Annotated in this window: 24 protein-coding genes; 10 read left to right on the top strand and 14 right to left on the bottom strand. The window is 42.1% G+C overall.

Annotation, left to right across the window (positions count from 1 at the left end; genetic code table 11):
• Positions 1–51: 51 nt before the first annotated feature.
• From hisC to AAEY87_RS12105, 8 genes are all read right to left on the bottom strand, one after another.
• Positions 52–1200, bottom strand: coding sequence for a histidinol-phosphate transaminase (gene hisC, locus AAEY87_RS12140; protein ID WP_068329506.1), 1149 nt, complete (start codon positions 1198–1200; stop codon positions 52–54).
• A 364-nt stretch (positions 1201–1564) separates the two neighbouring features.
• Positions 1565–2860 (bottom strand): histidinol dehydrogenase, encoded by a 1296-nt coding sequence (hisD, locus tag AAEY87_RS12135; protein ID WP_350657371.1) that lies wholly within the window; start codon positions 2858–2860, stop codon positions 1565–1567.
• A 280-nt stretch (positions 2861–3140) separates the two neighbouring features.
• The gene (gene hisG, locus AAEY87_RS12130) at positions 3141–3836 is read right to left on the bottom strand and encodes an ATP phosphoribosyltransferase (protein ID WP_068038001.1); all 696 of its coding nucleotides are present in this window, start codon (positions 3834–3836) and stop codon (positions 3141–3143) included.
• Between the two features lie 120 nt (positions 3837–3956).
• Positions 3957–5225: a UDP-N-acetylglucosamine 1-carboxyvinyltransferase gene (gene murA / locus AAEY87_RS12125; protein WP_350657370.1), complete on the bottom strand. Its 1269-nt coding sequence runs from the start codon at positions 5223–5225 to the stop codon at positions 3957–3959.
• An 83-nt stretch (positions 5226–5308) separates the two neighbouring features.
• Positions 5309–5560: a BolA family protein gene (locus tag AAEY87_RS12120; protein WP_068038007.1), complete on the bottom strand. Its 252-nt coding sequence runs from the start codon at positions 5558–5560 to the stop codon at positions 5309–5311.
• 197 nt (positions 5561–5757) lie between these two features.
• On the bottom strand, positions 5758–6753 hold the full coding sequence (locus AAEY87_RS12115) for an alpha/beta hydrolase (protein ID WP_350657369.1): 996 nt from the start codon (positions 6751–6753) through the stop codon (positions 5758–5760).
• Positions 6754–7030: 277 nt separating this feature from the next.
• Entirely contained in the window at positions 7031–7879 is an 849-nt protein-coding gene (locus tag AAEY87_RS12110) for a BON domain-containing protein (RefSeq protein ID WP_068329515.1), read from the bottom strand.
• A 308-nt stretch (positions 7880–8187) separates the two neighbouring features.
• On the bottom strand, positions 8188–8682 hold the full coding sequence (locus AAEY87_RS12105) for a YraN family protein (RefSeq protein ID WP_227514075.1): 495 nt from the start codon (positions 8680–8682) through the stop codon (positions 8188–8190).
• A gap of 248 nt (positions 8683–8930) precedes the next feature.
• Here AAEY87_RS12105 and rsmI point away from each other — a divergent pair, with 248 nt between their 5' ends.
• Both rsmI and AAEY87_RS12095 read left to right on the top strand, forming a co-directional pair.
• Complete coding sequence (gene rsmI, locus AAEY87_RS12100) at positions 8931–9875, top strand: 16S rRNA (cytidine(1402)-2'-O)-methyltransferase (protein ID WP_350657368.1); 945 nt, start codon at positions 8931–8933, stop codon at positions 9873–9875.
• A 52-nt stretch (positions 9876–9927) separates the two neighbouring features.
• On the top strand, positions 9928–10950 hold the full coding sequence (locus AAEY87_RS12095; protein ID WP_068329518.1) for an adenosine kinase: 1023 nt from the start codon (positions 9928–9930) through the stop codon (positions 10948–10950).
• Between the two features lie 83 nt (positions 10951–11033).
• On the opposite strand, the gene AAEY87_RS12090 is transcribed toward AAEY87_RS12095, so the two are convergent.
• Both AAEY87_RS12090 and nfuA read right to left on the bottom strand, forming a co-directional pair.
• Positions 11034–12356 (bottom strand): O-acetylhomoserine aminocarboxypropyltransferase/cysteine synthase family protein, encoded by a 1323-nt coding sequence (locus tag AAEY87_RS12090; protein WP_068329520.1) that lies wholly within the window; start codon positions 12354–12356, stop codon positions 11034–11036.
• A 229-nt stretch (positions 12357–12585) separates the two neighbouring features.
• Positions 12586–13269 (bottom strand): Fe-S biogenesis protein NfuA, encoded by a 684-nt coding sequence (gene nfuA, locus AAEY87_RS12085; RefSeq protein WP_068038023.1) that lies wholly within the window; start codon positions 13267–13269, stop codon positions 12586–12588.
• Positions 13270–13852: 583 nt separating this feature from the next.
• Between nfuA and AAEY87_RS12080 the strand changes: the two genes are divergently transcribed.
• From AAEY87_RS12080 to AAEY87_RS12060, 5 genes are all read left to right on the top strand, one after another.
• Positions 13853–14830, top strand: a complete 978-nt coding sequence (locus AAEY87_RS12080) for an alpha/beta fold hydrolase (protein ID WP_350657367.1) — start codon at positions 13853–13855, stop codon at positions 14828–14830.
• Between the two features lie 149 nt (positions 14831–14979).
• Positions 14980–15609 carry a glutathione S-transferase family protein gene (locus AAEY87_RS12075; protein WP_350657366.1) on the top strand — a complete coding sequence of 210 codons (630 nt, stop codon included), beginning with the start codon at positions 14980–14982 and terminating at the stop codon, positions 15607–15609.
• A gap of 247 nt (positions 15610–15856) precedes the next feature.
• Complete coding sequence (locus AAEY87_RS12070) at positions 15857–16909, top strand: bifunctional nicotinamide-nucleotide adenylyltransferase/Nudix hydroxylase (RefSeq protein ID WP_350657365.1); 1053 nt, start codon at positions 15857–15859, stop codon at positions 16907–16909.
• A 194-nt stretch (positions 16910–17103) separates the two neighbouring features.
• The gene (locus AAEY87_RS12065; RefSeq protein WP_350657363.1) at positions 17104–18501 is read left to right on the top strand and encodes a nicotinate phosphoribosyltransferase; all 1398 of its coding nucleotides are present in this window, start codon (positions 17104–17106) and stop codon (positions 18499–18501) included.
• Positions 18495–19337: an SGNH/GDSL hydrolase family protein gene (locus AAEY87_RS12060; protein WP_068329530.1), complete on the top strand. Its 843-nt coding sequence runs from the start codon at positions 18495–18497 to the stop codon at positions 19335–19337. The genes AAEY87_RS12065 and AAEY87_RS12060 overlap by 7 nt, the downstream gene beginning before the upstream one ends.
• Before the next feature lie 113 nt (positions 19338–19450).
• On the opposite strand, the gene AAEY87_RS12055 is transcribed toward AAEY87_RS12060, so the two are convergent.
• A complete protein-coding gene (locus AAEY87_RS12055; protein WP_068038044.1) occupies positions 19451–19729 on the bottom strand; it encodes a type B 50S ribosomal protein L31 in 279 nt (92 codons plus the stop codon).
• A gap of 476 nt (positions 19730–20205) precedes the next feature.
• Positions 20206–20640, bottom strand: coding sequence for a COG4315 family predicted lipoprotein (locus AAEY87_RS12050; RefSeq protein WP_068329531.1), 435 nt, complete (start codon positions 20638–20640; stop codon positions 20206–20208).
• A 594-nt stretch (positions 20641–21234) separates the two neighbouring features.
• Between AAEY87_RS12050 and AAEY87_RS12045 the strand changes: the two genes are divergently transcribed.
• Positions 21235–22830, top strand: a complete 1596-nt coding sequence (locus tag AAEY87_RS12045; protein ID WP_068329532.1) for an FAD-dependent oxidoreductase — start codon at positions 21235–21237, stop codon at positions 22828–22830.
• A gap of 142 nt (positions 22831–22972) precedes the next feature.
• Here AAEY87_RS12045 and AAEY87_RS12040 read toward each other — a convergent pair whose 3' ends face one another.
• On the bottom strand, positions 22973–23665 hold the full coding sequence (locus tag AAEY87_RS12040) for an LOG family protein (RefSeq protein ID WP_068038053.1): 693 nt from the start codon (positions 23663–23665) through the stop codon (positions 22973–22975).
• 568 nt (positions 23666–24233) lie between these two features.
• Between AAEY87_RS12040 and AAEY87_RS12035 the strand changes: the two genes are divergently transcribed.
• Positions 24234–25079, top strand: a complete 846-nt coding sequence (locus tag AAEY87_RS12035; protein WP_350657374.1) for an alpha/beta hydrolase family protein — start codon at positions 24234–24236, stop codon at positions 25077–25079.
• A 2-nt stretch (positions 25080–25081) separates the two neighbouring features.
• Here the strand turns inward: AAEY87_RS12035 and AAEY87_RS12030 are convergent, their stop codons facing one another.
• Positions 25082–25768, bottom strand: coding sequence for a putative quorum-sensing-regulated virulence factor (locus tag AAEY87_RS12030; protein ID WP_350657362.1), 687 nt, complete (start codon positions 25766–25768; stop codon positions 25082–25084).
• A gap of 216 nt (positions 25769–25984) precedes the next feature.
• Between AAEY87_RS12030 and AAEY87_RS12025 the strand changes: the two genes are divergently transcribed.
• Positions 25985–26575 carry a M23 family metallopeptidase gene (locus tag AAEY87_RS12025; RefSeq protein WP_350657361.1) on the top strand — a complete coding sequence of 197 codons (591 nt, stop codon included), beginning with the start codon at positions 25985–25987 and terminating at the stop codon, positions 26573–26575.
• Positions 26576–26622 lie beyond the last annotated feature (47 nt).

The raw sequence follows: 26622 nt of genomic DNA, 5'->3' as shown, positions 1-26622 counted from the left end.
ATGAAAACGTTAACTACCAGCGAATAATTCAATTTTGCACTAATAAAAAAATTAGCCAATATTTGATATAGAGTTACTGTCTTCATTGGTCGCTTGCATGGCAGTCAGCGCATCAATTAAACGCTCATGTTGTGCTTGCGTACCAATAGTAATACGTAAGTATTCCTGAATCCGTGGTTTATCAAAATGACGCACAATGATACCTTGTTCGCGCAATGTGCTAGCGACTGCGCTAGCATCACCGTCGTGAGGACGGGCAAACACAAAGTTAGCATGTGATGGCAATACTTGATAGCTCAATGCTGTCAGCTGAGTCGTTAATGACTCGCGTAAATCAATAACTTGCTGACGTGTTTGCTCAAAATAATCGGCATCTAAAACACTGGCAGTCGCTCCAGCTTGAGCTAACTTATCTAATGGATAGCTATTAAAGCTATTTTTCATACGGGTCAATGCTTCGATTAATGACGCATTTCCAAAAGCCATTCCAACACGCAAACCTGCCAGAGAGCGAGACTTTGAAAAGGTTTGGGTCACTAAGATATTATCAAACTCATTAATTAAACTTACTGCTGAAGCTTGTGTGTTTGAACTGGCTTCATCTATACAGGCAAAGTCAATATAGGCCTCATCAATGACAACCACCGAATTAGAATGCTCGCTGGCAAGTTTGCGAATATCAGCAAGCGATAACAATAGACCTGTTGGTGCATTAGGATTGGCAATAATAATACCACTACAAGGCTGACGATAAGCGTCAGGATCTATACTAAAGTCAGCTTCTAACGCAATCTGCACCAGTTCTACACCAAAGGTCTGTGCATAAACAGGATAGAAGCTATAGCTAATATCTGGCGCTAACACAGGGCGTTCTTTTAAAAAGAAGCTGGCAAATACTAAAGCTAGAACTTCATCTGAACCATTACCGACAAATACTTGGTTTACATCAAGACTATATAGCTGTGCTAATGCACTACGCAAGTCATCAGATTCAGGCGCTGGATACAAACGTAGATCATCAGCTTGCTGCTCTAAGACTTTAGCAATGGCTTCCCCCACTTTCGGCGATGGCGGAAACGGGTTTTCATTGGTGTTTAATTTGCATAAATTAGCATGCTGAGGCTGCTCGCCAGGGACGTAAGGTGACAAGTTACGCGCTTTGGATGACCAAAGTCTGGTATCAACTTTTCGTTCGCTCATATGTTATCCTACTAATAGCTAAAATGGTTGCAGACAAGACATAAAATGATAGTAATAATCATGCCTCAATTAGGTTTACAACGCTCTGTTTATGAATAGCGGGAGAGCAATCTCTACATCAGCTCTTACCTGATAAACAGGAGTAACACTTCCTTGTCTTTGTAGGATATAAAGCTTATCTATGTATAATAAAAAAATCCGATAAGATTTGTTTGCGGCTATTTTAGAAGTAGTACCTAAAAAATAGTCTCTATTAATATCCTACTTAAATTCTATACAGTCACTACTATAACGACTATGTATTTCTGACAAAGGGTTCTTTATAGCCGCTATCCTGTCTATATATCGGCTATTTAAAAGCATTTTACTGGTAACGATAACGAGCTGAGCGCGCATGAGCTTCTAAATCTTCACGCTGCGCTAAAATATCAGCTGTCTCAGCCAGTGGCTTACTACCGCTTTCACTACAATAAATAATTGATGATTTCTTTTGAAAGTCATAGACACCTAGCGGAGAAGAAAAACGCGCAGTTCCCGATGTAGGGAGCACATGATTAGGGCCAGCACAGTAATCACCGATGGCCTCAGGCGTATGACGTCCCATAAATATAGCACCGGCATGACGAATATCGCCAAGCAGCGCATCAGGGTCATCAACAGACAGCTCTAAATGTTCAGGCGCAATACGATTAATAAGAGCCATACCTTCGCTTCTATCTTTGACCAAAATAAGCGCACCACGATTCTGTAAAGAGTCACGAGCGATATCAGCTTTTGGCAACTCTGCTAATGCTTTTTCAATCTCAGCAGCTACCTCTGCTAGCTGCTCGCTACTTGTCGTTACAAAGACCGCTTGGGCAATACGGTCATGTTCAGCTTGAGACAATAAATCCATAGCTAGCCAGTCAGCGCGATCTTGCGCTTCACCTTCTGCATATACTAATACTTCAGATGGGCCAGCTATCATATCGATACCTACCTGTCCAAAAACGGCACGTTTAGCCGCCGCCACATATTTATTACCCGGACCCGTTATTTTATCCACTGCTGGAATAGCTTCGGTGCCATATGCTAATGCTGCAACAGCTTGTGCCCCACCAATGGTGAAGACACGATCAACTTGTGCTAAATGTGCCGCTGCTAATACTAGTGGATTAAGCACACCTTTAGGCGCTGGTACGACCATGATGACTTCAGTAACGCCAGCAACTTTTGCAGGAATAGCATTCATAAGCACGGAAGACGGATAAGATGCGAGCCCGCCTGGTACGTAAATACCCACACGATCAAGTGGCGTGACTTTTTGACCTAAGCGGTTGCCTAGCTCATCTTCATATTGCCAAGTCTCTTGTACTTGTCGTTCATGAAATGTCTGTACCCGTGTTGCCGCTGTCGTCAATGCAGACTTTACTTTCGCATCCAAATTATCAAAAGCTTTAGCAAGTGAATCTTTCGATAGCTCTAACTCTTGCATCGTCGTTGCTGGATGCTGATCAAACTGCTGAGTCAATGTTAACACTGCATTATCACCATCGCGGCGTACTTGGGTAATAATATCATCAACGGTTTTTAATAAATCAGCATCATTAACCGTCTCAAAGGCTAACAGTGCCGTTAACTGCTGCTCAAAATCGGTATCTTGGGTACTTAACTGGCGCATGACTCAATCCTATGTTTAAGCTAAAAAGATCTCTGTAGAAAGTAAACGCTATAAAAACAATCAAACTATGGTAATGGGATAATGGCTTTAGCCTACTTACCTATTGCTATAAGCAAATGATAAGAGGCTTATATCTTCCAGTAAATACACATGAAAAAACCAGTTTAGCATGCTATGTCTATCATAGAGCGCCAAACTGGTTTTAAAACTCACATAATAGCTTTTGGTATTATCAATAATAAATAACGCTAACACTTAACATGCATCAGACAAATGACCATCAAGAGGCAGCAGCGATACTAGCTTTAAAGCTTTCAAGGATAGGCTCAAGTAACGCAAACTTACGCTTATAGCTGACTTGATTGACAATCAAACGAGAAGAGACATCACAAATATGCTCACGCGGCTCTAGACCGTTAGCTCGTAGAGTATTACCAGTATCGACCACATCAACAATCAAATCACCCAAGCCAACTAATGGCGCAAGTTCCATAGAACCATAGAGCTTGATGACGTCTACTTGCTGACCTTGGCTAGCGAAGTAAGCACGAGCGACGTTGACGTATTTAGTAGCAATGCGCAGACGACGATTGGGTAATGGTGCATCCTTTACGCCAGCCGTCATAAGTTTGCATTGAGCGATTTTCAGGTCTAGCAATTCATAAACATGATTAGCACCATGTTCAAGAAGCACATCTTTACCTGCTACTCCAAAATCAGCAGCGCCATGTTCTACATAGGTCGGCACATCGCTGGCCCGTAGAATAAGCACGCGGACATGCGGGTTTGAAGTAGGAAAAATCAGCTTACGTGACGCATCAGGATCTTCGAGGAGATCAACGCCAGCTGCTCGCAGGAGCGGCATCGTCTCTTCTAAAATACGTCCTTTAGATAATGCTAAAGTTAAGCCGTTAAATTCGTTGTCTACTTCATTCAATAAGTCGTTGGTCTGTAAGCGTTCAGTTTTCTCAGTCATAATGACAGGGTGTCCGTGTACAATTGATATCCCTATATATCAGGTGATTAGCAATATATTAAGGATTATTAATGTTATAACGTGGATAAATCTGCGTGTCACACACAAAGCATCGTAAGGTTAATCGTTAGTATTGATACGCTCAATATTAACGCCAAGCGCGCGTAGTTTTTCTTCAACATGTTCATAACCGCGATCGATATGGTAAATGCGGTCAATCAAGCTCTCACCTTCAGCTGCCGCAGCTGCCATTACCAATGACATCGATGCACGTAAGTCAGTCGCCATCACAGGTGCTGCCGTGAAGTTTTCGACGCCTGTTACTACCGCTGCATGACCATCCACTTGGATAGATGCACCCAAACGATTGAGCTCAGGCACATGCATATAGCGGTTTTCAAAGATATTTTCGATAAAGGTACTGGTACCATCTGCCAAACAAGATATCGCCATTACTTGCGCTTGCATATCAGTTGGAAAGCCAGGGTGCGGCTGAGTACGGATGTTTACAGGTCTTGGGCGACCAGTCATTTGGGCGCGAATCCAATCATCACCTGTAGTAATCACGGCACCCATATCTTCGAACTTTTCTAACACGGGCGTTAATAATAACGCAGACGTGTTTTTGGTCAACACATCACCGCGCGTCATCAACGCGCCAGCAAGATAAGAGCCTGTCTCGATACGATCAGCCACTACTGAATATTCACAGCCATGCAAGCGCTCAACGCCCTCGATAGTCATCGTTGAGGTGCCGATACCGCCTATTTTTGCACCCATCGCCACCAACATATTGGCCAAATCAACGACTTCTGGCTCAAGCGCACAGTTACCCAAGACCGTCGTACCCTTAGCAAGTGCTGCCGCCATAATGACGTTTTCAGTACCGCCAACGGTAATCATATCAAATGAGAAATTACAACCAATCAGCTTGCCACCTTTAGGTGCTTGTGCTTTTACATAGCCATTCTCTACGCTAATTGTAGCACCCATGGCTTCAAATGCTTTTAAATGCTGATCAACAGGGCGTGAACCAATAGCACAGCCGCCTGGCAATGAGACTTCTGCTTCACCAAAACGTGCTAGCAATGGCCCAAGTACTAAAATCGATGCGCGCATGGTCTTTACTAGATCATAGGGTGCATAAAAGTTATCGATATTTTTGGTATCGCAAGTGACCGTATCGCCTTGCTTTTGGATATCGATACCCATGCCACCGATCAGTTCAATCAACGTCCGCACATCTTGTAACGATGGCACATTGTGCAATGTCGTTGGGGTCTCAGCCAATATCATAGCTGCAAGCAAAGGCAAAGCGGCATTTTTGGCGCCAGAGATAGTAACTTCCCCTGCGATACGACTACTACCGGTGATTAAAAACTGATCCATAAAAGTAACAACCTAGCTGTATGTGTGAAGAAAAGTGCAGTAAATTAGAAAACTAAAAGCTTGCACTGTAAAAATAAAAACATTTAACCTTGTGACTGTACTTCCCACTCAGCAGGCGTCAATGCCTGAATATTAAGCGCATGTATGTCGCCACTAGCAATCTTGTCATTGACCAACGCATAGATAGATTGTTGACGCTGTACGGCACGTTTGCCTTCAAAGCTGGCATCGACTACACGTACATCAAACTTATTGCCCTGATTGGCAGCTTGAATAAAAGCGTCTGGAAAATGCTGCTGTAAAAATGCGATTAAATCGTCAGCGTTCATGCTCATAGAATATCCTATTATTATATTAGAAGTAGCGTTTGTATGTTCTGTATGAGTTTGTATAATTTGCTTACCAATACTGATTGGCATTAGCATAAAAATGCTAGGCTTCATACAAAGGCATCATTATAACAAGAGTTTAACCATCTTACAGTACTGTCTACTCATAAGCACATGTAGCAACTCTACGTTTATTAAACTGTCTATTTTAAATTTTTATCTAAATAAGTTAATACTTGCGCACGTACATCATTGACCCAACGTAATGGCGGTGCCATCGCTCCAATACTGGTAGCATGACTGGCACCTTCGATTTCGCCATTTTCCACCGTTACGCCATGATCTTTCAGCGCCTGAGTCATTTTGATGGTATTGGTCTTATGCACAACTTTGTCTTTTTCGGCAGTTAATAATAAATACGGTGGCTGCTCGCCTTTGATTTGACGGTCGGGCATCACTGCATTTGGGGTAGCATCAGCAGCAAAAGCAGTCACACTGGCAAATTTACGAAAATCATAGCTATAAGGGCCAGCGATACCAATGACCGCAGCGATGTCTTTTGGTTTAATTCCATAAGGTGCCAAAAAATCTTCATTAGACATTGCAGCTACCGCATTGAACGCGCCAGCAGAATGTCCGACCACTGCTACGCGCTTTGGGTCAACATGAAGACTTGGCGCATTATTAACACTCCATGCAATTGCTTGGGCAGTGTCTTCAACGTAATCAGGATATACATGCTCGGGTGCTTTTCGATAATTAATCACTGCGGTGACATAACCTGCCTGAGCTAAGCTTTGACCGACGAAAGCATATTCGTCTTTACTGCCACTCTCCCATGAGCCACCATGCACGAATACCACCATCGGATAAGTATTATTAATGGTATCTTGTGCTTTCATCGCCTGTGCTAACGATTTAGGGTAATAGATATCCAAATCTTGTGCTGGCTCGTCACCATATAAGATGTTTTTGCTGACACCAACGCCGCTGTTTGAAGTGATACCATTTACTACTGCCAACGCTGACAATGCTTGCGCTTGTTGAGTGGCTAACGTAATAGCACCTACTGCCACTATGCCTGCACCTACCAGCTTTAACGTACGCGTATTGCGAGGTTGATTGCTCGCAGAAATATCGTTTGTTATCTCAGTAATATCTGTTTTTTGTTGTGCATTATCAGAATTCGAACCTTTCATTGTTATTATCCCTATGATTACCCAGTCTACCGCTGCCAATACGCCAAATGATTTGGTGACTAATCCATTGCCTTGTTTGTCTGCATTTCTGCATTCAGTTATTTTACTGGCTGTCTTATAATTTGACGTGTTTTTAGTGTTATGACTGTTAAAGGTTATTGTGAATGACTTTAGAGCAGCAAATGAAGTCATTCATCTATAAACCAAACCCTATTTATCAATGAAAATATAAACAGAAGACTTTTCGTAGAAATAGAAACAGTTACTTAAAGCTAATTTATGGATTTTGGTATAAATCAATATAAGGGCTGGAAGATTGTTGCTCAGTTGAGTTGCTGTTTTCTATATCACTGTCTTCTATTAAAGTATCGTTACTTGCTGAGTTTGTTGGAGCGACCTCTCTAATAATCGGTGTTGCCCCCGTTGATTGCGCAGTAGTAGCGTTGGCAGGATTACTTTCTGACATGATATCTGCATCATTGATAGGCAAGCCTCTGTCATCCACGACAGTAGTCAGTAATACCAACTCAGTAATACCAGCAGTACTGTTGGCAATATCGATCAGATGGCTTTGCTGAGTAGGTGTCACTCTGCCCATAACATAGACCACCCCATCATTAGTCACTGCCTTTAATTGTGACGCTTTGACTGCATTGTTAGCCGCAGTTTTGGCCATTAGCTTTGAGGTAATATAACCATCATGTACGGTCGAGCTATAGCCTCTAGCAACACTAACATCTAGCTCATTATAGACGCGGCGTACGTCAGGCATAGAGCTGACTACTTGCTCGATTTGCACTTTCAGAGCCTCAGTTGGCACCTCACCTGTAAGCAGAATTTCGCTATAAAAACTATCAATGCTTATTCGACTATTGGCTTGCAGGTCTTCTTGCAAACCATAGACGTTTATCTTTGCTGTATGTTCAATACTACGATCAAGCAAGCGCTGAGGGATAGTCCGTTCAGTCACTGGCACGCCATAAGTACCTTCAGTACTATTGGTCAAATAATTGGTCGTACAGCCCGTACTAACTAGGCTAGCCATTACAATAGCACTTATCATCGTACGATTTATAGCGACACGCGGTGTTTTAAAAACGGATTTAAGTGTATGCAACCTTGTCATTATCTTCCTCATAAAGCACAGTCAATATTTAAGTTTTAGTAATAGAATATAGAAAATTTATGTCACTGATTCAGACTAAATATTATAATAATTATATAGGCAGTATGGTCGGTCATAGCAGCACTGTTATATTCAGAGTAGTTGTGTTAATTACTGTCATGCATCAGTACTCTACCCTGAGCACCATGCCAGTTACTTTACTCAATTTTTACCATCAGCGGTTAGGTTTTTAGTAACGGCAGCTTATTAGATATCGGCTTTATGCTTATTGCTAAATACATTTTTCTAAATCATACAAACCCAATACGCTACCACGCTGTTGCCATAAATGCACCCGAAAGCCACTCTGGTTGATAAGATGCTGTGGAATGCTCGGCTATATTATTTTTATCATTGTTATTTTTATCGTTGTTTGCAATGTTACTCGTAGCGCGTTCAATATTATAGGCAATCACATCGAAGCGACATTCAAAATGAGCGTATTCAGAATGTTGTTGCAAAAAATATTTAGCCGTTTTTATAATCTTGCGCTGCTTGGCCTTGGTCACACTAAGCGCGGCATCACCAAAACTTGAACGTAATCGCTGACGCACTTCAATAAATACCAATGTCGACCATGTCTGCCCTATTTCTAACATCACCAAATCAAGCTCACCAATTTTTGGTTGCTGCCAGTTTTGAGCGATAAGCACTAAACCCTGTCGCTGCAAAAACTGACATGCCTGTTGCTCAAACAAACTACCTTGACGTTGCTTAGGAGACGTCAAAGCCAACGGACGATGACCATTAGTTGCCCTAGCCATAACGTTTGCTCTCCTCATCCTTCATAAAAACAGCAACTCCAAGAATAGTTTGCATGAAAAATAGACTTTATGACTTATAAGTAATCACAGAATAGTCAATTCAGATTTATAATAGCACAACATGATAAACTAACTACTTTTCAGCATTTAACATCATACCTATGACTGCTTTTATAAGTGGCAATGATGATAATAGCCGAAAAACCAATCATGCTGTTTTTATTTATCATCATATTTACGAGGTTTTCATGTCTACCCCTACCGCGATGCCAGCTTGTCTGTATATCGTTGCTACTCCAATTGGTAATTTAAGCGACATGACGCCGCGCGCGATTGAGACCTTAAAGCAAGTGGCTATCATCGCTTGTGAGGACACTCGTACCTCAGGGAAACTATTGGCGCATTTTAGTATCGATACCAAAGGTAGCAATACAAACGACGATGACAAGACTGCTAATAAAATTGACAACACTGACAGTACAACAGACAATAAAACTCGTGGACATAATAAGCTTTGGGCCTACCATGAGCACAACAGCGCTATCCAAACACCCAAGATTATTGAGATGATTCAACAAGGGCATTCGGTTGCATTGATTAGTGATGCAGGAACGCCACTGGTCAGCGATCCTGGTTATCAGCTGGTACAAGCGGCGCATGCTGCTGGTGTCATGGTCTCGCCTATTATCGGTGCGTCAGCTGCTATTGCCGCGTTGTCAGTAGCAGGACTACCTTCTGATCGTTTTAGCTTTATTGGTTTTTTACCTGCAAAAACCCATGGTCGCCAAAAACAGCTATCAGTATTGAAGTCGCGCACTGAAACGCTCATATTTTATGAAGCACCGCATCGTATCGTAGCAAGTTTAGAGGATATGGCAGAAGTGTTTGGTGCGGATCGCGGGGTAGCTTTTTGCCGAGAGCTGACAAAAACCTTCGAGACTGTATTCAAGTCGACTTTAGGAGAGCTTATTGAATTTGTTAAAGCTGATGACAATCAACAACGTGGCGAAATAGTTGTGGTCGTCGCAGGCGTAAACGTAGCACAGGACGATGATGATATAAGCGTCCACGATAAGCTCTTGCAACGTCTATTAGAAGATATGTCAGTCAAAAAAGCGGCGGCTCTAGCGGCTGATATTACTGGCGTCAAAAAGAACGCCTTATATCAGCGCCTCCTTGAGCTGCAAGCTTAACAATCAATGAAATCGCTGTTTTATTTTAATATTAAAATTGGAGAGATAATCTATGTACGATGTGATGGCGATAGGCAATGCCTTGGTTGATTATGAATTTGTGTTGAGCGATGCAGCTCTAGAAGAGACGGAGCTGACCAAAGGCAATATGACCTTGGCAAACTTTGATGAGCAACAGCAAGTATTGGCATTTTTAAAACTGGCAGAAATCAAACTATCAAAAAAAGCGGGTGGCGGTTCAGCAGCTAATACCATGTTTACCTTTGCTAGTTTGGGTGGTAAGCCATTTTACGCCTGTCGCATAGGTGACGATGTACAAGGAACATTTTATATAAAAGACTTAAACGAAGCTGGCGTTGCAACCTCAGCTAAGTCGATACATACAGGTGGCGTAACTGGATCGTGTGTGGTCGCTGTTACTCACGATGGTGAGCGTACAATGCAAACCTACCTTGGCACTTCAAGTGATATTACTGCTGAGAATGTCGATTTTGAAGCATTGACGCAAGCAGATTGGTTATATATAGAAGGCTACTTAGCGATGTCTGAGAGCATTCAACCCGCCATGACTCAGTTGCGCCAACAAGCAGGTATTCATGGTGCCAAAATCGCGGTCAGTTTTGCAGATCCAGCGGTAGTAAAGTTTGCAAAAGACGGTCTACTCAATATGCTAGGCAATAAAGTCGAGGTAATATTCTGCAATAGTGAAGAGGCGCGGTTATTTACTGAGAAAAAACAACATAAAGCTTCAGCACGTGCATTGCTTGAATATTGCCAGATAGCCGTCGTAACTAATGGCGCGAATGGTGCAGTTATTGCCCATAAACCTGAAAAGGACGGTGATGATATTGTTATTTATGAAGTACCAACACCAAAAGTAGCAAACGTTATTGATACCAACGGTGCAGGCGATAACTATGCTGGAGCGTTCTTGTACGCCTTATCGCAGCAATACAGCTTGCCAGAATGTGGTCGTCTTGCCAGCGAAGTCGCCAGTCAAGTCATTCAACAGTTTGGCCCACGTTTAGCGTCACAAGACTATCGAGATATCGCACGCCGTGTATTGGTAGCCTAAAATTAAGCCTTTTCTACATAGTTGAACAAATAAAAAAGCCCATATCAAATCGATATGGGCTTTTTTAGATGACCAATTATGCATTAAGCAGACGCTAGAGCTTGTTCCAAATCTGCTTTGATATCTTCAATATGCTCAATACCAATAGACAAGCGCACCATATCTTCACTAACGCCTGCTTGCTCTAATTCTTGCTCATTTAACTGACGGTGTGTGGTCGTCGCAGGATGACTAGCTAGAGATTTTGCATCGCCGATATTCACCAAACGCGTAATGAGCTGTAGCGCATCAATGAAACGTGCACCAGCATCACGGCCGCCTTTCACCCCAAAGGTCAAAATCGCTGATGGCGTGCCTTTCATATACTTTTTAGCCAGCTCATGGTCTGGATGATCAGACAAGCCGGCATACTTAATCCAAGCCACTTTATCATGGCTTTTGAGATACTCAGCCACCGCTTGAGCGTTTTGGACATGGCGCTCCATGCGTAAGCTTAACGTCTCCATACCTTGGAGGATACTAAAGGCATTAAGCGGACTTAAGGCAGCACCAGTATTGCGTAATGGCGCAACGCGAGCACGAGCAATAAAGGCCGCTGCACCTACGTCTTTGACGAAGTTTACGCCATGATAGCTAACGTCCGGCTCATTCAAGAGTGGAAAACGTTCAGGATAGTCGCCCCATGCAAATGTACCACTATCAATGATTGCACCACCGATAGACGTACCCGTACCGCTCATATACTTGGTCAATGAATGCACCACGATATCTGCACCGAACTCAAATGGACGGCAAAGCGCTGGCGTCGCCACGGTATTATCAATCACCACAGGCACACCGTATTCATGGGCAATATCGCTGACCGCTTGAATATCAATGATATTGCCAAGTGGATTACCGATACTCTCTGCAAAGACCATCTTGGTCTTATCATCGATTAGATCACGAATAGAGTCAGGATTTTTATGGTCAAAGAAGCGTACTTCGATACCTTGACGCGGTAAAGTATGCGCAAATAAATTATATGTACCACCATATAGTGTCGATACGGCAACGATGTTGTCACCCATTTCACAAATGGTCTGTACTGTGTAAGTAATGGCCGCCATCCCAGAGGCAACTGCGAGCCCGCCTAATCCGCCCTCAAGCGCTGCTACGCGCTCTTCTAACACCGCATTAGTCGGGTTCATAATACGCGTATAGATATTGCCCGCAACTTTTAGGTCAAATAAATCTGCCCCGTGCTGAGTATCATCAAAGGCATATGAGCTAGTATGATAAATAGGCACCGCCACGGCTTTGGTGGTTGGCTCCACGGTATAGCCAGCATGAATCGCTAAGGTCTCTAGGTGCTGCGAATTTTTTGGGCTGTTATCAGTATTATTCTCTGGTTGTCCATCACTCATTACATACTCCTTGGCATTGGTTGAAAACGTCTTGATTAAAAAATCATCTCTAAAAAAGCTATTCTCTAAATCATAGCAATAAAAAAAGCTGAGTTCATCATAACTCAGCTTCTTTATTAAAAGAATAGCAACTTATTCAACACTTAATGACTAATATTCATAAGCCGTAAAATTAATAAGCGTTATTCATACTGTATTTAGCAGTTATTATGCGCTTACTATTAAACCTTTATTTATAGTAGGCGTTTTCAGTGCGAGTATGGTCAGTCTCATCGACGACTTGAGTCAACTCTGGTATTTGCTGCTTGAGCTGCACTTCAACACCTTGACGCAAGGTCATATCAACGGCTGAGCAACCTTGGCAACCACCACCGAACTTCAATACTGCGGTTAAGCCAATGCCTTCTTCTTCAATCAGTTCAAGCAATTGTACATCACCGCCATGCGCGGCCAAGCTTGGATTAATTTCAGACTGCAAGACGTAGTTGATACGCTCTTCGACACTCGCATCAGCGCCAACTTTTGGCACTTTAGAATTCGGTGCACGGAAGGTCAGCTGACCACCAAAACGATCTTTATTATAATCAATGACGGCATCTTCTAAATAAGGGACTGATGCCGCCTCAATAAATGCAGAGAAATTATCATAGGTAAAACGCAGATCGGCGCTATCTTCCTCGCCCGGCTGATTATATGCCATACAGCATTCAGCACGCGGTGTACCTGGATGTTCAACGAATATACGCACACCGATGCCGTCAGTATCTTGTTTTGACAACAAATCTGCCAAGTAACCTTGCGCTGACTCAGTAATAGTAATATTGCTTTTGGTCTCGGTTTGATCAGTATCTAATGCTGATTCGAAGTCTGTAGACTGGTCTAATTGACTGTCAGTTTGGTTGTGCTCACTCATAAGGTTTCCTATGCGTTATGACACAAATGCTATATCTGTCATGGCTGCTGTGTCGTGAATTTTGAAAAATAGGCAGATTATCAATCATCGCAGCTTATCGTTATATTGGCTTGGTTTAACTACGATTTCAATAAAGTTATAACGGCTATTATAGCGCACTCAAGCGATAATTCCGACTGCGCCACTGTGATTTAACTGTGACAGTCATAAATGGCTGCTATTGGTTTTTTTAATACTCAAATCTAAAGCGTAAATGCTGTGAAGCTATAACAACGATACAAAGTTGTTCTATTGCAAATACCATATCTATTAGTGACTATATTAAGACGGTATTGCCAATTATCAAGCATCGTAGTCTCTTGCGATATACAAAATAAAAAGCGCAAAGCTCTAGTAAGAGCAACTTTCCATTTTTTGGCATTTTATTAAAGTATCTTTTATTAAAGCACTGGTTATTAGAGCATCTCTTATTAAAGTACTTGAACGATGTTTACTCGCTCTCTACTTAATAATGGTATCTTTTAAGAATCCTGCGTACCTATACTAAATGATTTGAGTAAATGATTTGAACGAGACCACTTTTATGATGACACAAACGCTAAATCTAGTGACCACTCAAGATGGTGAGCAAATTGCTGTTTGGCAAGTTATTGATAGCGCAAAGGATAATAGTGAGACTGATGATAACGTTGCAGCTGACAGCTCTATGGCCAAAGCGCAGAATATATTACTAACGCACGGTACGTTTTCGGACAAACACACCTGCTTAAAAATTGCAGAGCATTTAGCCAGCTTTGGTCATCACTGCTATATTATGGAATGGCGTGGTCATGGTCACAGCTCAGTGCCAAAAGATAAATTCAACTTCGAAACCGTCGCTACTTATGATTTTGAAGCGACTTTTCGTTATTTATTTGATGAATTAGAATTGGATAACTTGCATTGTGTTACTCATAGCGGTGGCGGCGTTGGCTTGACCATGTTTTTAATCCAAAATCCGCGCTATATCGATAAGATTAATAGCATCAGCATGTTCGCTTGCCAAGCCTATGGTGCGGTAGTGAACCGCAAAAACTACGTCAAGATTTTGACAGCCAAATTATTTACACGGCTATTTGGCTACATCCCTGCAAAAAAACTCAAGATGGGGCCTATTAAAGAAAGTTATTATACGATGAATCAATGGTACAACTGGAACCTACAAAAGAACTTTAAAAGCAGCTTTATTAAACAGAGTAGTATTGAGCAAAGCAAGCTCGCAGAAAACTTCATTGATAAGGATGCCAATCATGATGACAGCTTCGATTATCGACAGCATATGCCAATGATTACCACGCCTGTCTATGCTATTAGTGCCAAAGGTGACAACTTCATCTCCCCAACCGGTGGTTGTAAGTTATTTTTTAATGCTTTTGATAATCCTACTAACGTGTTTCGTGAATACTCAATCAGTAATGGAAATTTGGACGATTATACCCATAGCCGCATCATGATTAGCCGTAACGCTGCCAAAGAGATTTGGCCGACGGTTGTCGCATGGATTGAGAAGCATGCAAAATGATTTTATGTCTATTAAACCTATATATCTATTACATCTATCCAAATTAACTTCACATAAGATAACTGAATAAGCTTGGTTGATTAGCTAAAGTTGATATCGTTAATACAGTGATATGAATAATTATAACTAAATACATAAAGGAGTATTTTATGAAGTTATATGTGATACCAGGCACATGCGCAGTCGTGCCACATACAGCACTTGAGTGGACAGGCACCGATTACGAGCTTGAGCTGTTAGATCACGATTCAGTGAAATCAGAAGAATATTTGCGCATTAATCCGCAAGGCGCAGTACCTTCGATAGTTGATGGTGAGACAATTGTCACCCAAAACATTGCTACCCAAGTCTATGTTGATGCCAACTATCCTGATGCCAATATTTTTGGTACAGATAAATCGCCTGACGGACAAGCACAGATTATGCATTGGCTAGCATTTTTAAATGCCGATCTGCATAAAGCATTTGCCCCGTTATTTGGTCCTGATGGTTTTATCGAAGATGAGTCAGCGCAAGAAAAGCTAAAAGATAAGGCAAAAGAGAACATCGCTCATCTACTAAGATTGCCCAATGAGCATCTTGGTAAACAAGATTATCTAACAGGTACTAAAACGACCGCTGATATCTACCTTTACGTCACCCTGACGTGGGCGAAGAAGTTTGACATCGATTTGTCTGCTTATAAAAATTTTGATGCCTTTATCAAACGCATTGAAGAAGACGAAGGCTTAACCGCTGTGATTGAACAGCAAGGCTTAGAGAAAATTGGCTCGCTATAGATTTTTATAATTATTAATCAATGATTTTTTTAGTAAGACCCTTCTAATCTGTTAGAGGGGTCTTTTATTTTATAGCCAGTTCAAAATAAAATTGATACGTTAAAAAACAATGACTAAAATACGCTAACATCAGTGATTACACACCATTAAACATCTTTGCACTTGTCAGCAAGTCATAGGCTGTGTCAGTATTGGCGTCATTAAATTATTTTCAACCAAAAAAATAAGTAGTAGGAAATCGGCGTCTATGAGTGAATTATCAGAGCAATATTCAGATAAGCAAGAGAGTAAACACTACCGCTATCTGGTATTTATTGGTCGCTTTCAACCGTTCCACCGTGGGCATAAAGCCGTCATTGACGAAGCATTAAAACGTGCTGATGAAGTAATCATGTTGATCGGCTCGGCCAATTTACCACGTAGTTTGCGCAATCCATTCAGTGTCGCTGAGCGTGCAGCCATGATTCAAGGCTCTTATTCAGCGGATGAGGCCGCACGCATTCATTGCGTAGGCCTAGATGATGCACTCTATAACGACACGCGCTGGCTACAATATGTCCAAGCGGGTGTAAAATCTGTTACCGGTGATTTGAACGCTGATATCGGTCTTATCGGTCACTCTAAAGACAGCTCTTCTTATTACTTATCGTTATTTCCTAACTGGGCATCTGTTTCTGTGCCAAATTATCATAACTTATCTGCCACACCCATTCGCGACAGCTACTTAATGGGTGCATCGCCTACCCCTGAGCGCACGCCTGAGTCCACTCGAAAAGTCTTGAACGAATTTAAAAAGACGAGCCATTATCAGCAATTGCATGAGGAAGCAGGCTTTATTGATAAGTATAAAAAACAATGGGAATCTGCGCCTTATCCACCGACATTTATGACTGCTGATGCGTTGGTTGTACAGTCGGGACATATCTTGTTGGTAGAGCGTCGTAGCATGCCAGGACGAGGACTTTGGGCATTGCCAGGCGGGTTCCTTAATCCAAAAGAGACCTTATTTGATGCCTGCATCCGTGAGCTACGTGAAGAGACTCGGCTAAAAGTCCCTGAGCCCGTACTGCGCGGCTCTTGTCATAGTCAACATACTTTCGATGATCCTTACCGCTCCGCACGCGGACGCACGCTTACCCAAGCATTTTATTTTCAACTAAAGAATGACGCAAAAGGCTTGCCAAAAGTAAAAGGTGGCGACGATGCTGCTCAAGCTTTTTGGTTACCACTAGCTGAGCTTGATGCCACTATGATGTTTGAAGACCATTATGCGATTATCACCAAGATGGTTGGATTGTAATAGCTTCTTCATTTGACCACTTAGTTCATTATCTATAAATCCTTAACCAATAAGAGTCTATATAATTTTATTAGTTTCTTTTAATGAACTTCTATTTTATAGATTTTGATATATAGTTTTTAGTGCCTAAGCCGATAGACGTCAAGGGCTAACCGTCGCAGTCTTGCGACATCTAAAAGCAGAGGAGTTCTGTGATGTATACCAGCAATTTGAATAATCTCATTCTTAATAGTGACAGTTATAAGACCTCACATTGGGTGCAATACCCAGCTGGCAGTGAGTATCTGTCCAGTTACATCGAAGCCCGTGGTGGCGACTATGATGTGGTATTTTTCGGCTTACAAGCTTTTATTAAAGAGTACTTAAGTACTCCTATTACTCATCAAGATATCGATGAAGCTGAAACAGTAATCCATGCTCACGGTCTGACATTTAATCGTGCTGGCTGGGAGCGTTTGGTCGATAAGCATGGCGGTTATTTGCCTCTACGTATCGAGGCTATGCCTGAAGGCAGCATCGTGCCTGTATCCAATGTCGTTTGCCAAATTACCAATACTGATCCTGATTTTTATTGGTTACCAAGCTATATCGAAACTGCCCTGCTGCGCGCCATTTGGTATCCCTCCACTGTCGCTAGCGTGTCACATTATTGCAAGGGTGTTATCCGCCGTGCGTTAGAAAAGTCTGCTGATAATTCAGAATCACTCATTTTCCGTTTGCATGATTTTGGCTCACGTGGCGCTTCTAGTCATGAGTCGGTAGCGCTCGGTAGCTTAGCGCATTTGGTTAATTTCGCTGGTACTGACTCTATGGCTGCTTTGGTTGCTGCTAGTCGTTGGTATCAAATGGGCAATGATATGCCAGCGTTCTCAATTCCTGCTGCTGAACACAGCACCATGACCGCATGGGGTCGCAATGGGGAGACTGCTGCTTTTGCCAATATGATTAAACAGTTTGGTGGTGAAGATAAAGCCTTTTCAGTAGTCTCTGATAGCTATGACTTGTGGAATGCCATTGATAATATCTGGGGCGATGCGTTAAAAGACGATGTCAAAAATATGGGTGGCACCTTGGTTATTCGACCAGACAGTGGCGAGCCAACCAAAGTCGTACGTGAGGCGTTAGAACGTTTGGCAGTAAAGTTTGGTACGACTCTTAACAGTAAAGGCTATAAAGTCTTGCCTGATTACGTACGTATCATTCAAGGTGATGGCATTAGCCCGCAAAGCTTAAGTAAGATCATTGATGTAGTGATGAACGCTGGCTTTAGCGCGGAGAATATTACCTTTGGTATGGGTGGTGGCCTTTTGCAGCAAGTCAATCGCGATACGATGAACTGGGCGATGAAAGCCAGCGCCATTTGTATCGATGGAATATGGAAAGACATCTATAAAGATCCAGTGACTAGCCATTCCAAACGCTCTAAAAAAGGCCGCTTAGCATTGATAAAAGATGATAACGGACAGATAAAAACCATAAAAACTGATGATTTAAATGCTGATACTGACAGTCTACTACGTGATGTATATGTCGATGGTAAACTACTCATAGAAGACAGTCTCACTAGTATACGGGAGCGTGCAGGATGGTAGCTCCTCTTAAAATGTCAGCCATTGCCAAGGATGTATTGCTCGCCCCTATTTACTTATATCAAGGTCGCAAAGTCAAACGCGATACCGTGCGCCTTCCTGAACCAGAAGGCGAAAGACACGGTCATATTCAATTACGCGACTCTACTGAGATGGTAGCAAGTGAGACTACGAAAACGCTGAGCCTAATGATTGTAGGTGACTCCGCAGCAGCTGGTGTCGGTAGTTTGACGCAGCAAGAAGCGCTTGCTGGCAAGTTGATACCTGCTTTACAGCAAAAATTAGTCACTCACACTCAGTTTGATACGCTTAGCTGGTCATTACAGGCTACGACTGGACATACCAGTTTCGATATTTTACGTCGACTGTATGTCCTACCTACTCCCTACCAGCCAGTTGATATTATGGTTCTGAGTGTCGGCGTTAATGACACTACATCCAATGTCTCTGCAGTAAAGTGGCAACAGCAGCTTGAGCACATTATTGCCGTTGCTCAGCGTAAATTTGGTGTACGAGAGCTTATATTTTCAAGTCTACCACCGATGGCGCAGATGCCAGCACTACCTTCTCCGCTTAATAACTTTATTGGTGCGAAAGCCACAAGGCTTGATCAAGTATTAGAAGGCGTTTGTGCTGAGCATAACGGTGTACATTATATGGCAGCAAACTTTACGCTAATGGCAGAAAAGCATGCCCATGGTACCCCTATCGATAGCGCCGCTATGTTTGCTAGCGATGGCTTTCACCCAAGCAGCTTAACTTATGGCTTTTGGGCACAGCAATTGGCAGAACTGATTGCTCAACTGCTTGAATCTCAGCTTGATGGGCATAGCAATTAAAAGCCTCTAAACGATAAACCACTTAAAAACGCTTAAAAAAATGCAAAAAAAACCGCTGAATTATCAGCGGTTTTTTATTACTTAGCAAAATAAGTTTACGCAATAAGCGTAAATTATTCAGCAGAATCAGCAGCTTTCTTGTTACGGCCACCAAACGCACCAAAGCGTTTGTTGAAGCTTGCAACACGGCCTTCAGTAGAAGTTTTACGCTGCTCGCCAGTATAGAACGGATGCGACGCACTTGAAATATCAAGTGGGTAGTATGGGTATTCTTTACCTTCGTATTCACGAGTAGCTTTAGTCTTAGCCGTTGAACGAGTTAAGAAAAACACGTCAGCGTTAGTGTCATGGAATAAAACTTCTTGGTAATTAGGATGGATATCTTTACGCATAATAAACTCTCTATGTCCGATGTATACACAGTATTATTGACGATGGGTCAAAGTTCTTGCAACACTGAGCATACGTAACTGAGGCACTAAGGACATCTGCAAGTCTGGCAACTGCGTCACTGGCTTATTCCAGCACCCAACACCACACCTCTGCTCACCTAGCCTTCCCCAGCGGGAAAATCAAACCGCGATTTTAACGGTTTTTAGTGTTTGATGCAAGCAGCATATAGGCTAAGTCATTGATTTTCGTGCTATCAGAAATATCGATTGTGCTGCCTATGGTACGACTACGTTCACTGAAGGTATCTCTATTAATGTCCCTATCCAAATAGATAGCGAACTGGTAGAGAACAAAGCAAAATAAAGCTAATTTCTCCTCACTAACCTTGGCTTACGAATATTCTCGCCAAGCGTTCTATAAAAAAGCAGCCATTATAATGGCTGCTTTTTTATTATTAATATTGTAGTTTTATACTTTATTTGGCTGGAACAACATGCCAAACGCCAAGCTTGTTATCACCATCTTTGTCACCAACTTTTGTATCATTGGCGTAGAAATATAATGGCTTACCATTCATTGCCCACTGGTACTTGCCATCTTCTCGTTGGAATGCAGCAAACTGACCAGAAGCTTTAGCGTTGTTAGGTGCCATAAATGCAGGCCAAGCGACTAAACAAGCGGCACCACATTCTGATTTATTCATTGAATCTTTATCAAAGGTATATAAAGTCATGTGATTGGTCGCATCAACTAACACGCCATTTTTACTAGCCACTGGCGCTGTGTTATTGCTAGTTGCTTTAACATCATGCATACCTGATTTGTCATTACCAAACACGTTGTTTAATGTAGAACAACCGGTAAGCGTTAAAACACCCGTTAATGCAGATAACATAAGAATACGTTTCATAATAACTTCCTTGTAATTAAGAACAAAATTTTGTTAGTTTAAATTTTTATGCATATTTTTACTTGTAATCTAAGCTCTGATTTATCAATACACTCAAACTTGACTTCAAGCATTTTAATATAGCATATGCTTTGAAAAAGTCGTTTCTATCAAAATATAAGTTTACAAAAGCGCGTAATTTTTACAAATTCATTAAACTAGTCTGTTTCTTACTCTAAGAATCAATGTTAACTATCATCAAAATTAATTTTGATTTTACTCTCACATCTAGTGAATCTTATCTATCTAATACTTGCTTATTCATTACTTGTCCACCCAATGCTAATCACAGCTATTCGTTGACAAAACTAATGCATCTACTTACTTATTTGCCATCATGTTGGTTATAGATTTTCGTAAAATAACGTCATGAAATACCAATACTCATAAATAATTAAAAGTATGACTATCACGATTCAATATAGACGTTGAACTTGTTGGTATCTGCACGCATATCAATACAAATAACGCATTTAACAAAATATATAAAAAGACACTCAACGAATACGCCGAGCATGACCTTATGCTAATGCTATCAAGGATATGACAACGACAATGACCCAATCTTTTATCAAAGATCAATCACAATCCGTCCAGCACGATGCTTTATCTTATACGCTAAAGAATACCGAAGCTACTAAACGCGTTGGTATTCTGGGCGGCGGTACAGCAGGAGCAACTATTGCTATTCGCCTAGCCGCTTTAGGACTTGAGACTTACTTATTTGAAAAGAAAAAATCGCTTATCGATGGGCCGCCAATGTGTCATTTGCATGCTGGTGGCAATCTGTATCGTGAAATCCCTGATGAAGACTGCGTCGCACTTCTCAAACAATGTATCGACATCTTGCGCCTTTATCCTTATACGATTGATGTACGTCCAACGGTATTTGCAGTGCCGACTCGCGATGAAGGGTTGCCCGAAGATTTGCTACCGCGACTTGATATTTTAACGGACGCTTATCGTGAGCTTATTGCAAAAGATGCGAATAATAAAGTATTGGGCGAGCCTGAAAATTACTATCAGCTCTATAGTCACGAGCAAGTGCTAGAGCTGTCTGAACGTGAGCAAGTCGCAGTGCCTAGTACGGTCGATGAATGGATGATACCGGTTGCCAAGTATTTGGACTTAAACAAAGTCAAATTTCCGCTGATTGTCGTACAAGAATACGGTTGGAATATTTTTCGTTTAGCGGCCTCTGCACAGCTAGCGTTAGCAGAATATGACCATGCGCATGTGTTTACGGATACCCAAATCAAGCAAGTAATGCCTGTAGATTGCGAGAATTGTTCGAACGCTGATCACCATGTCACTAAGTGGCGTATTGACTACCAACAAGCGAGCGAGCCGCAAACCGAGTCTATCGAAGTTGATTATCTAGTTAATGCTTGCGGCTTTCGTACCGGCGTTATCGACGATATGGTCGGTGTCAAAGTCACGCGTATGGTTGAGTTTAAGTCCTCTTATATTACGCACTGGGATGATGCTGGCGGACAGATACCAGAGATTATTATCTATGGTAGTCGCGGTACGCCAGAAGGTATGGCGCAGCTCACCCCCTATCCGGGTGGCTACTTTCAGATTCACGGTATGAGTAAAGCGATTACCTTATTTAGTGATGGTTTAGTCGCCTCTAATAAAGGTAGCGCGCAGCCTAAGCTACCGCAGCAATATGTACATTATATTGAAGATGGTTGGGATAAAGCGCCGCTACAAGCGCGTAGCCAGCAAGCGATTGAATATGTGGCTGAGTTTGTACCGACGTTCCATAGCGCACGTACGGTCGGTAATGCCTTATATGGTGGGCAGCAAATTCCGGGGCAGGATGACACGCTGCGGGTGGCTGATGTAAGTCTGTATTCTAATATACGCTATGCGCGCGCAGAGAATGTCAAAGCATCCTCAACTTTGATTGCTGCTGATCAGATCGTTGATGAGCTGACAGAGCTTGGTTTAGTAGATAATGATACAGCTGCAAATCGTAGCCGCTACGCCCATAAATGGTCTTATCTTTTGCACAACGATAGCTTAGCGATTGACAAGGTTGCGCGTATATTGGCCGAAGAACGTGGGTTTCCACAGGCAATGGCTGGCGTTAATCGTAGTATTTGTGAAGCAACTTCAGCTGATTTGTCCGCTGTTAAAATATAGTATTTATCATTAGCTTGTAACTTTGGGAAAGGCATAAAAAAGGGAGCAGATAACCAGTCTTTGGTCACCTGCTCCCTTTTATTTTTTATCATAATTACTGATAGCATCGCTATTAATATTATAGCGTTCTACTCAGTTAGTTTTATAGAACTTGGCTCTCGGTTCCTGCCATTTTTTCTGTATCAACCGCATCGTCTATCGTTACTAATGTCTGTAACAAGTCAATCGCTTCGTTAATGGTATTGCAAACCACCAAACGATCGAGATCCTGCTGCTTCATAAAACCTTGCTCAGTAGTATATTTTAGGTGGTCAATCATACGATCATAGAAGCCATTGATATTAAGAATGATCATCGGTTTTTCATGTTGATATAGTTGACGCCATGTGGCGATTTCCATTATCTCTTCCAGCGTTCCAAGTCCGCCCGGTAAAGTGATAAAAGCATCAGCGTACTCTGCCATAACTGTTTTGCGCGTATGCATCGTGTCAGTCAAATGCAGACGTGTTAGCTGCTCATGAGCGATTTCATGTTTAAGCATAAAGGTCGGAATCACACCGACAGCCTGCGCCCCGCCTTTTATAACTTCGTCAGCTACTGCACCCATAAGACCGATGCTTGCGCCGCCATAAACCAAGCCCATACCATTGTCTGCCAAAGCACGACCAAGCTCGCGTGCTGCTTGCTCATAGACATCACTATTGCCCAAACGTGAGCCACAATAGACGGCAACCAATGGCATAGCTAACGCTGATTTATCTACTGCTTTTTCAATATGAGCAATATCTTGACTGGTTAGTACTTCATAAGTGTCGTTGTTAATTTTCATTTGCATATAATGCCCCTAACTTTGCGTAAATTCTACGTGGATTATTGTGTTAAATTATTTTTGCTGATTTATTGATTTAGATCATTATTTTGCTTATGCCTTAGTTCAAATCTCTCTACATTATTTCGTTATGTTCAGAGCGTTGCTAGCGGTATATTGATTACGCATAATAAACATAAATGAAGTTCACGTCTATTTTCAGTTTTCTGGATATATATTTGATAAAAAATAACTCTGGCCAACAATGAGACTATTAAGTATCTTTTGTTTCATTCCTATTCGTCAGTATTTATCTTAACATAAGCCATGCTACCTAATAGTAGCAACGATTTATGACTATGACGCAATTGCCAAATTTTTTGTAAGTACTGATGAGTAAACTCACGCTAATAGCGTACTGTTTATCAGTAATTACTACTGACTAATAAAATAACAAGTTCATTAAGGTATAACGATGCACAACAACCAAGTACCATTCTCTTCAAATCAACAAGACAGTACTACTGCTATTCATGTTGATACTGCAACGAACGATCAGCCCAATACTAATATTGATACTTATTCACTGACCATAATGACTGATCGTAATCGAGCGCTAGCAGCCACTGTTTATCGTCCTAAACAAGCAGTAAAAACAGCGGTCATGATAGCGCCAGCTACTGGTATTAAACGCCAGTTTTACCATAATTTCGCTAACTTTTTAGCAGAGCATGGCTTTGGGGTACTGACCTTTGATAATGAAGGTATCGGCGAATCGCTTACAACCGATTTGGCTAAGTGCGATGCATCTCTTATCAGTTGGGGACGTCACGATATGCCAGCCGTACTTGATGCCCTGCAAGATGAGTTTACCGATGCTACTCATCACTTAATTGGTCACAGCGCGGGCGGTCAGCTAATGGGTTTAATGCCAAACTATAAGGCTATCGCGTCCGTATTCAACGTTGCTTGTTCATCAGGCCGTATCAAAAACATGGATATGCCTTATAAACTTAAGGCAATGGGCTTTATGGATGCCTTTATTCCACTCACTAACTTGACGTTAGGCTACACCCCATCAGATAAAATCGGCATGGGCGAACCGCTACCGCGCGGCGTAGCTAGGCAGTGGCGCGAGTGGTGTAATGGCGCAGGTTATATCAAGACAGCCTTTGGCAAAAGCGTACACACCCATTTTTATGATGAGCTGAGCATGCCTGCATTATGGCTCGGCTTTAGCGATGATGAAATTGCCAATAGTAAAAATATGGATGACATGATTCGCGTATTTACCAAAATGCCAGTCGAAAAACGCTTTTTTGAGCCGAAAGACTTGGGGCTAAGCAGTATCGGACACATGCGCTATTTTAGTAGTAGAACCAACGCTAAAGCCCCTGAGCTGTGGCAAATGGCTGTTGATTGGCTACATAAGCAGCAATAAATTTAGTCTTTTATATTTTTTACGGCTTCTGCCTTGACCCGCTTAGTCAAAGCAGAATAGAGCGACGGCTGCATATTATGAATATTACCCAGCATCCATTTCACATAGTTGATTGGCACGTCTTTAATCAGCTTGCCTTTATGTTTCCCAAACGGCATCTTACTCACAGGATTGGCTTTATTGGAAATAGCATGAGCCGCGGCAAAGTCAGTCGGCGCAATTTCTAAGCGCTCGCAGCAGGCTTGATAGAGCAAATAACACATACGTGCATCACCTAGCGCATCGTGAGCAGCAACCGTCATTCTACTCGCCTCGCCTTTTCCTAGTAGTTGCTCGATACATTTGGACTGACCATAGGCGCTCCATTCTGGAAAAGCCACGCGTGCCATCCGAACCGTACAGATTAGCTTAGCTGCTGGACTGCCAATCACTCGCCAATCAAAACGCACATTATGACCAATCAGGTACTGCGGCAAGTCAAATTCATCCAACTCAAAACGCTCAAGCCCAGCGACATCGTCATCGGTAATACCATGAACTTTAATTACAACTGGTGATATAGGACGACCGCTGTTAAAGTATTTCATCCACTCAAATCCAGTCGCCACGTTAATAGTCGCAACTTGGATAGGTCGTGGATCTCGACCTTGATCGGTTTCAGTATCTATAATAAGTGCAATATCAGTCATAGAGATTTAGCCATAAATAGCAGCATTTATTTTTACATGGTATTTTATCTACGTGATGTTTTACATAAGATTTTAAAAGAAACGTTATGTTTATGGGGCTAAAAGCCAAATATAACAACTAGGCATAACAATGCGATACAAACGTTATAGAGCGAGACTCTTATAATATCAATTGAAATGAATGCAAAAACTTAATATAAAACCCAAGAGATGTCGATGCCAGCGAATCTAAATCAACAGCCACCCAAGCCAAAGTTTTTGCGCCGTGCATTAAGCGTATTAATTAGAGCTGCTGTTTTATTGGTGCTATTGTTTGTATTAGACAAACTACTACCGAGCATCAGCCAACAAACACAGTCGTTTGTAGTAGCGAAATGGCAACAACTTAGTTTATTACAACAAGAGTTGCCGACAGAAAACAGCCTACCCAGTCCGCTACCAAAACAGCACCTAACTGATACGTGGGGCGCTGCGCGTAGCCAAGGCCGCACGCATGAAGGTATAGATATCTTTGCACCGCGAGGCACGCCAATACAGGCAACGACGCAAGGTATTGTCAGAAAAGTTGGTGAAAATAATTTAGGTGGGAAAGTAGTCGTCATCGTAGGTCCTGGCGGCGCAGGACATTATTATGCGCATTTAGAAGATTATGCCGATATCTCGCCTAATGAATGGGTTGATGCTGGCGATATCATTGGCTATGTCGGCGACAGTGGCAATGCAAAAGGCACACCGCCACATGTGCATTACGGTATTTATATCAATGGTAGCGCAGTTAACCCCTACCCATTTTTGCAAAAAGATTAGCGCGCATAGGTGTGTAAAACTGGCCAATACTAACGGCTGCTTACACA

Origin of the sequence: Psychrobacter sp. S1-30-MNA-CIBAN-0213 (assembly GCF_040309845.1) — a bacterium.
GTDB lineage: Bacteria > Pseudomonadota > Gammaproteobacteria > Pseudomonadales > Moraxellaceae > Psychrobacter.
This window is presented reverse-complemented; position numbering and strand designations above follow the sequence as displayed.

Coding starts and splice junctions, on each gene's coding strand:
- murA (WP_350657370.1), bottom strand. CDS start 5,225: ATGGATCAGTTTTTAATCACCGGTAGTAGTCGTATCGCAGGGGAAGTT.
- AAEY87_RS12050 (WP_068329531.1), bottom strand. CDS start 20,640: ATGAAACGTATTCTTATGTTATCTGCATTAACGGGTGTTTTAACGCTT.
- AAEY87_RS12035 (WP_350657374.1), top strand. CDS start 24,234: ATGACTGATCGTAATCGAGCGCTAGCAGCCACTGTTTATCGTCCTAAA.
- AAEY87_RS12110 (WP_068329515.1), bottom strand. CDS start 7,879: ATGACAAGGTTGCATACACTTAAATCCGTTTTTAAAACACCGCGTGTC.
- AAEY87_RS12080 (WP_350657367.1), top strand. CDS start 13,853: ATGATGACACAAACGCTAAATCTAGTGACCACTCAAGATGGTGAGCAA.
- AAEY87_RS12060 (WP_068329530.1), top strand. CDS start 18,495: ATGGTAGCTCCTCTTAAAATGTCAGCCATTGCCAAGGATGTATTGCTC.
- AAEY87_RS12075 (WP_350657366.1), top strand. CDS start 14,980: ATGAAGTTATATGTGATACCAGGCACATGCGCAGTCGTGCCACATACA.
- hisD (WP_350657371.1), bottom strand. CDS start 2,860: ATGCGCCAGTTAAGTACCCAAGATACCGATTTTGAGCAGCAGTTAACG.
- AAEY87_RS12120 (WP_068038007.1), bottom strand. CDS start 5,560: ATGAGCATGAACGCTGACGATTTAATCGCATTTTTACAGCAGCATTTT.
- AAEY87_RS12065 (WP_350657363.1), top strand. CDS start 17,104: ATGTATACCAGCAATTTGAATAATCTCATTCTTAATAGTGACAGTTAT.
- AAEY87_RS12105 (WP_227514075.1), bottom strand. CDS start 8,682: ATGGCTAGGGCAACTAATGGTCATCGTCCGTTGGCTTTGACGTCTCCT.
- AAEY87_RS12090 (WP_068329520.1), bottom strand. CDS start 12,356: ATGAGTGATGGACAACCAGAGAATAATACTGATAACAGCCCAAAAAAT.
- hisG (WP_068038001.1), bottom strand. CDS start 3,836: ATGACTGAGAAAACTGAACGCTTACAGACCAACGACTTATTGAATGAA.
- hisC (WP_068329506.1), bottom strand. CDS start 1,200: ATGAGCGAACGAAAAGTTGATACCAGACTTTGGTCATCCAAAGCGCGT.
- nfuA (WP_068038023.1), bottom strand. CDS start 13,269: ATGAGTGAGCACAACCAAACTGACAGTCAATTAGACCAGTCTACAGAC.
- rsmI (WP_350657368.1), top strand. CDS start 8,931: ATGTCTACCCCTACCGCGATGCCAGCTTGTCTGTATATCGTTGCTACT.
- AAEY87_RS12030 (WP_350657362.1), bottom strand. CDS start 25,768: ATGACTGATATTGCACTTATTATAGATACTGAAACCGATCAAGGTCGA.
- AAEY87_RS12115 (WP_350657369.1), bottom strand. CDS start 6,753: ATGAAAGGTTCGAATTCTGATAATGCACAACAAAAAACAGATATTACT.
- AAEY87_RS12045 (WP_068329532.1), top strand. CDS start 21,235: ATGACCCAATCTTTTATCAAAGATCAATCACAATCCGTCCAGCACGAT.
- AAEY87_RS12040 (WP_068038053.1), bottom strand. CDS start 23,665: ATGCAAATGAAAATTAACAACGACACTTATGAAGTACTAACCAGTCAA.
- AAEY87_RS12070 (WP_350657365.1), top strand. CDS start 15,857: ATGAGTGAATTATCAGAGCAATATTCAGATAAGCAAGAGAGTAAACAC.
- AAEY87_RS12055 (WP_068038044.1), bottom strand. CDS start 19,729: ATGCGTAAAGATATCCATCCTAATTACCAAGAAGTTTTATTCCATGAC.
- AAEY87_RS12095 (WP_068329518.1), top strand. CDS start 9,928: ATGTACGATGTGATGGCGATAGGCAATGCCTTGGTTGATTATGAATTT.
- AAEY87_RS12025 (WP_350657361.1), top strand. CDS start 25,985: ATGCCAGCGAATCTAAATCAACAGCCACCCAAGCCAAAGTTTTTGCGC.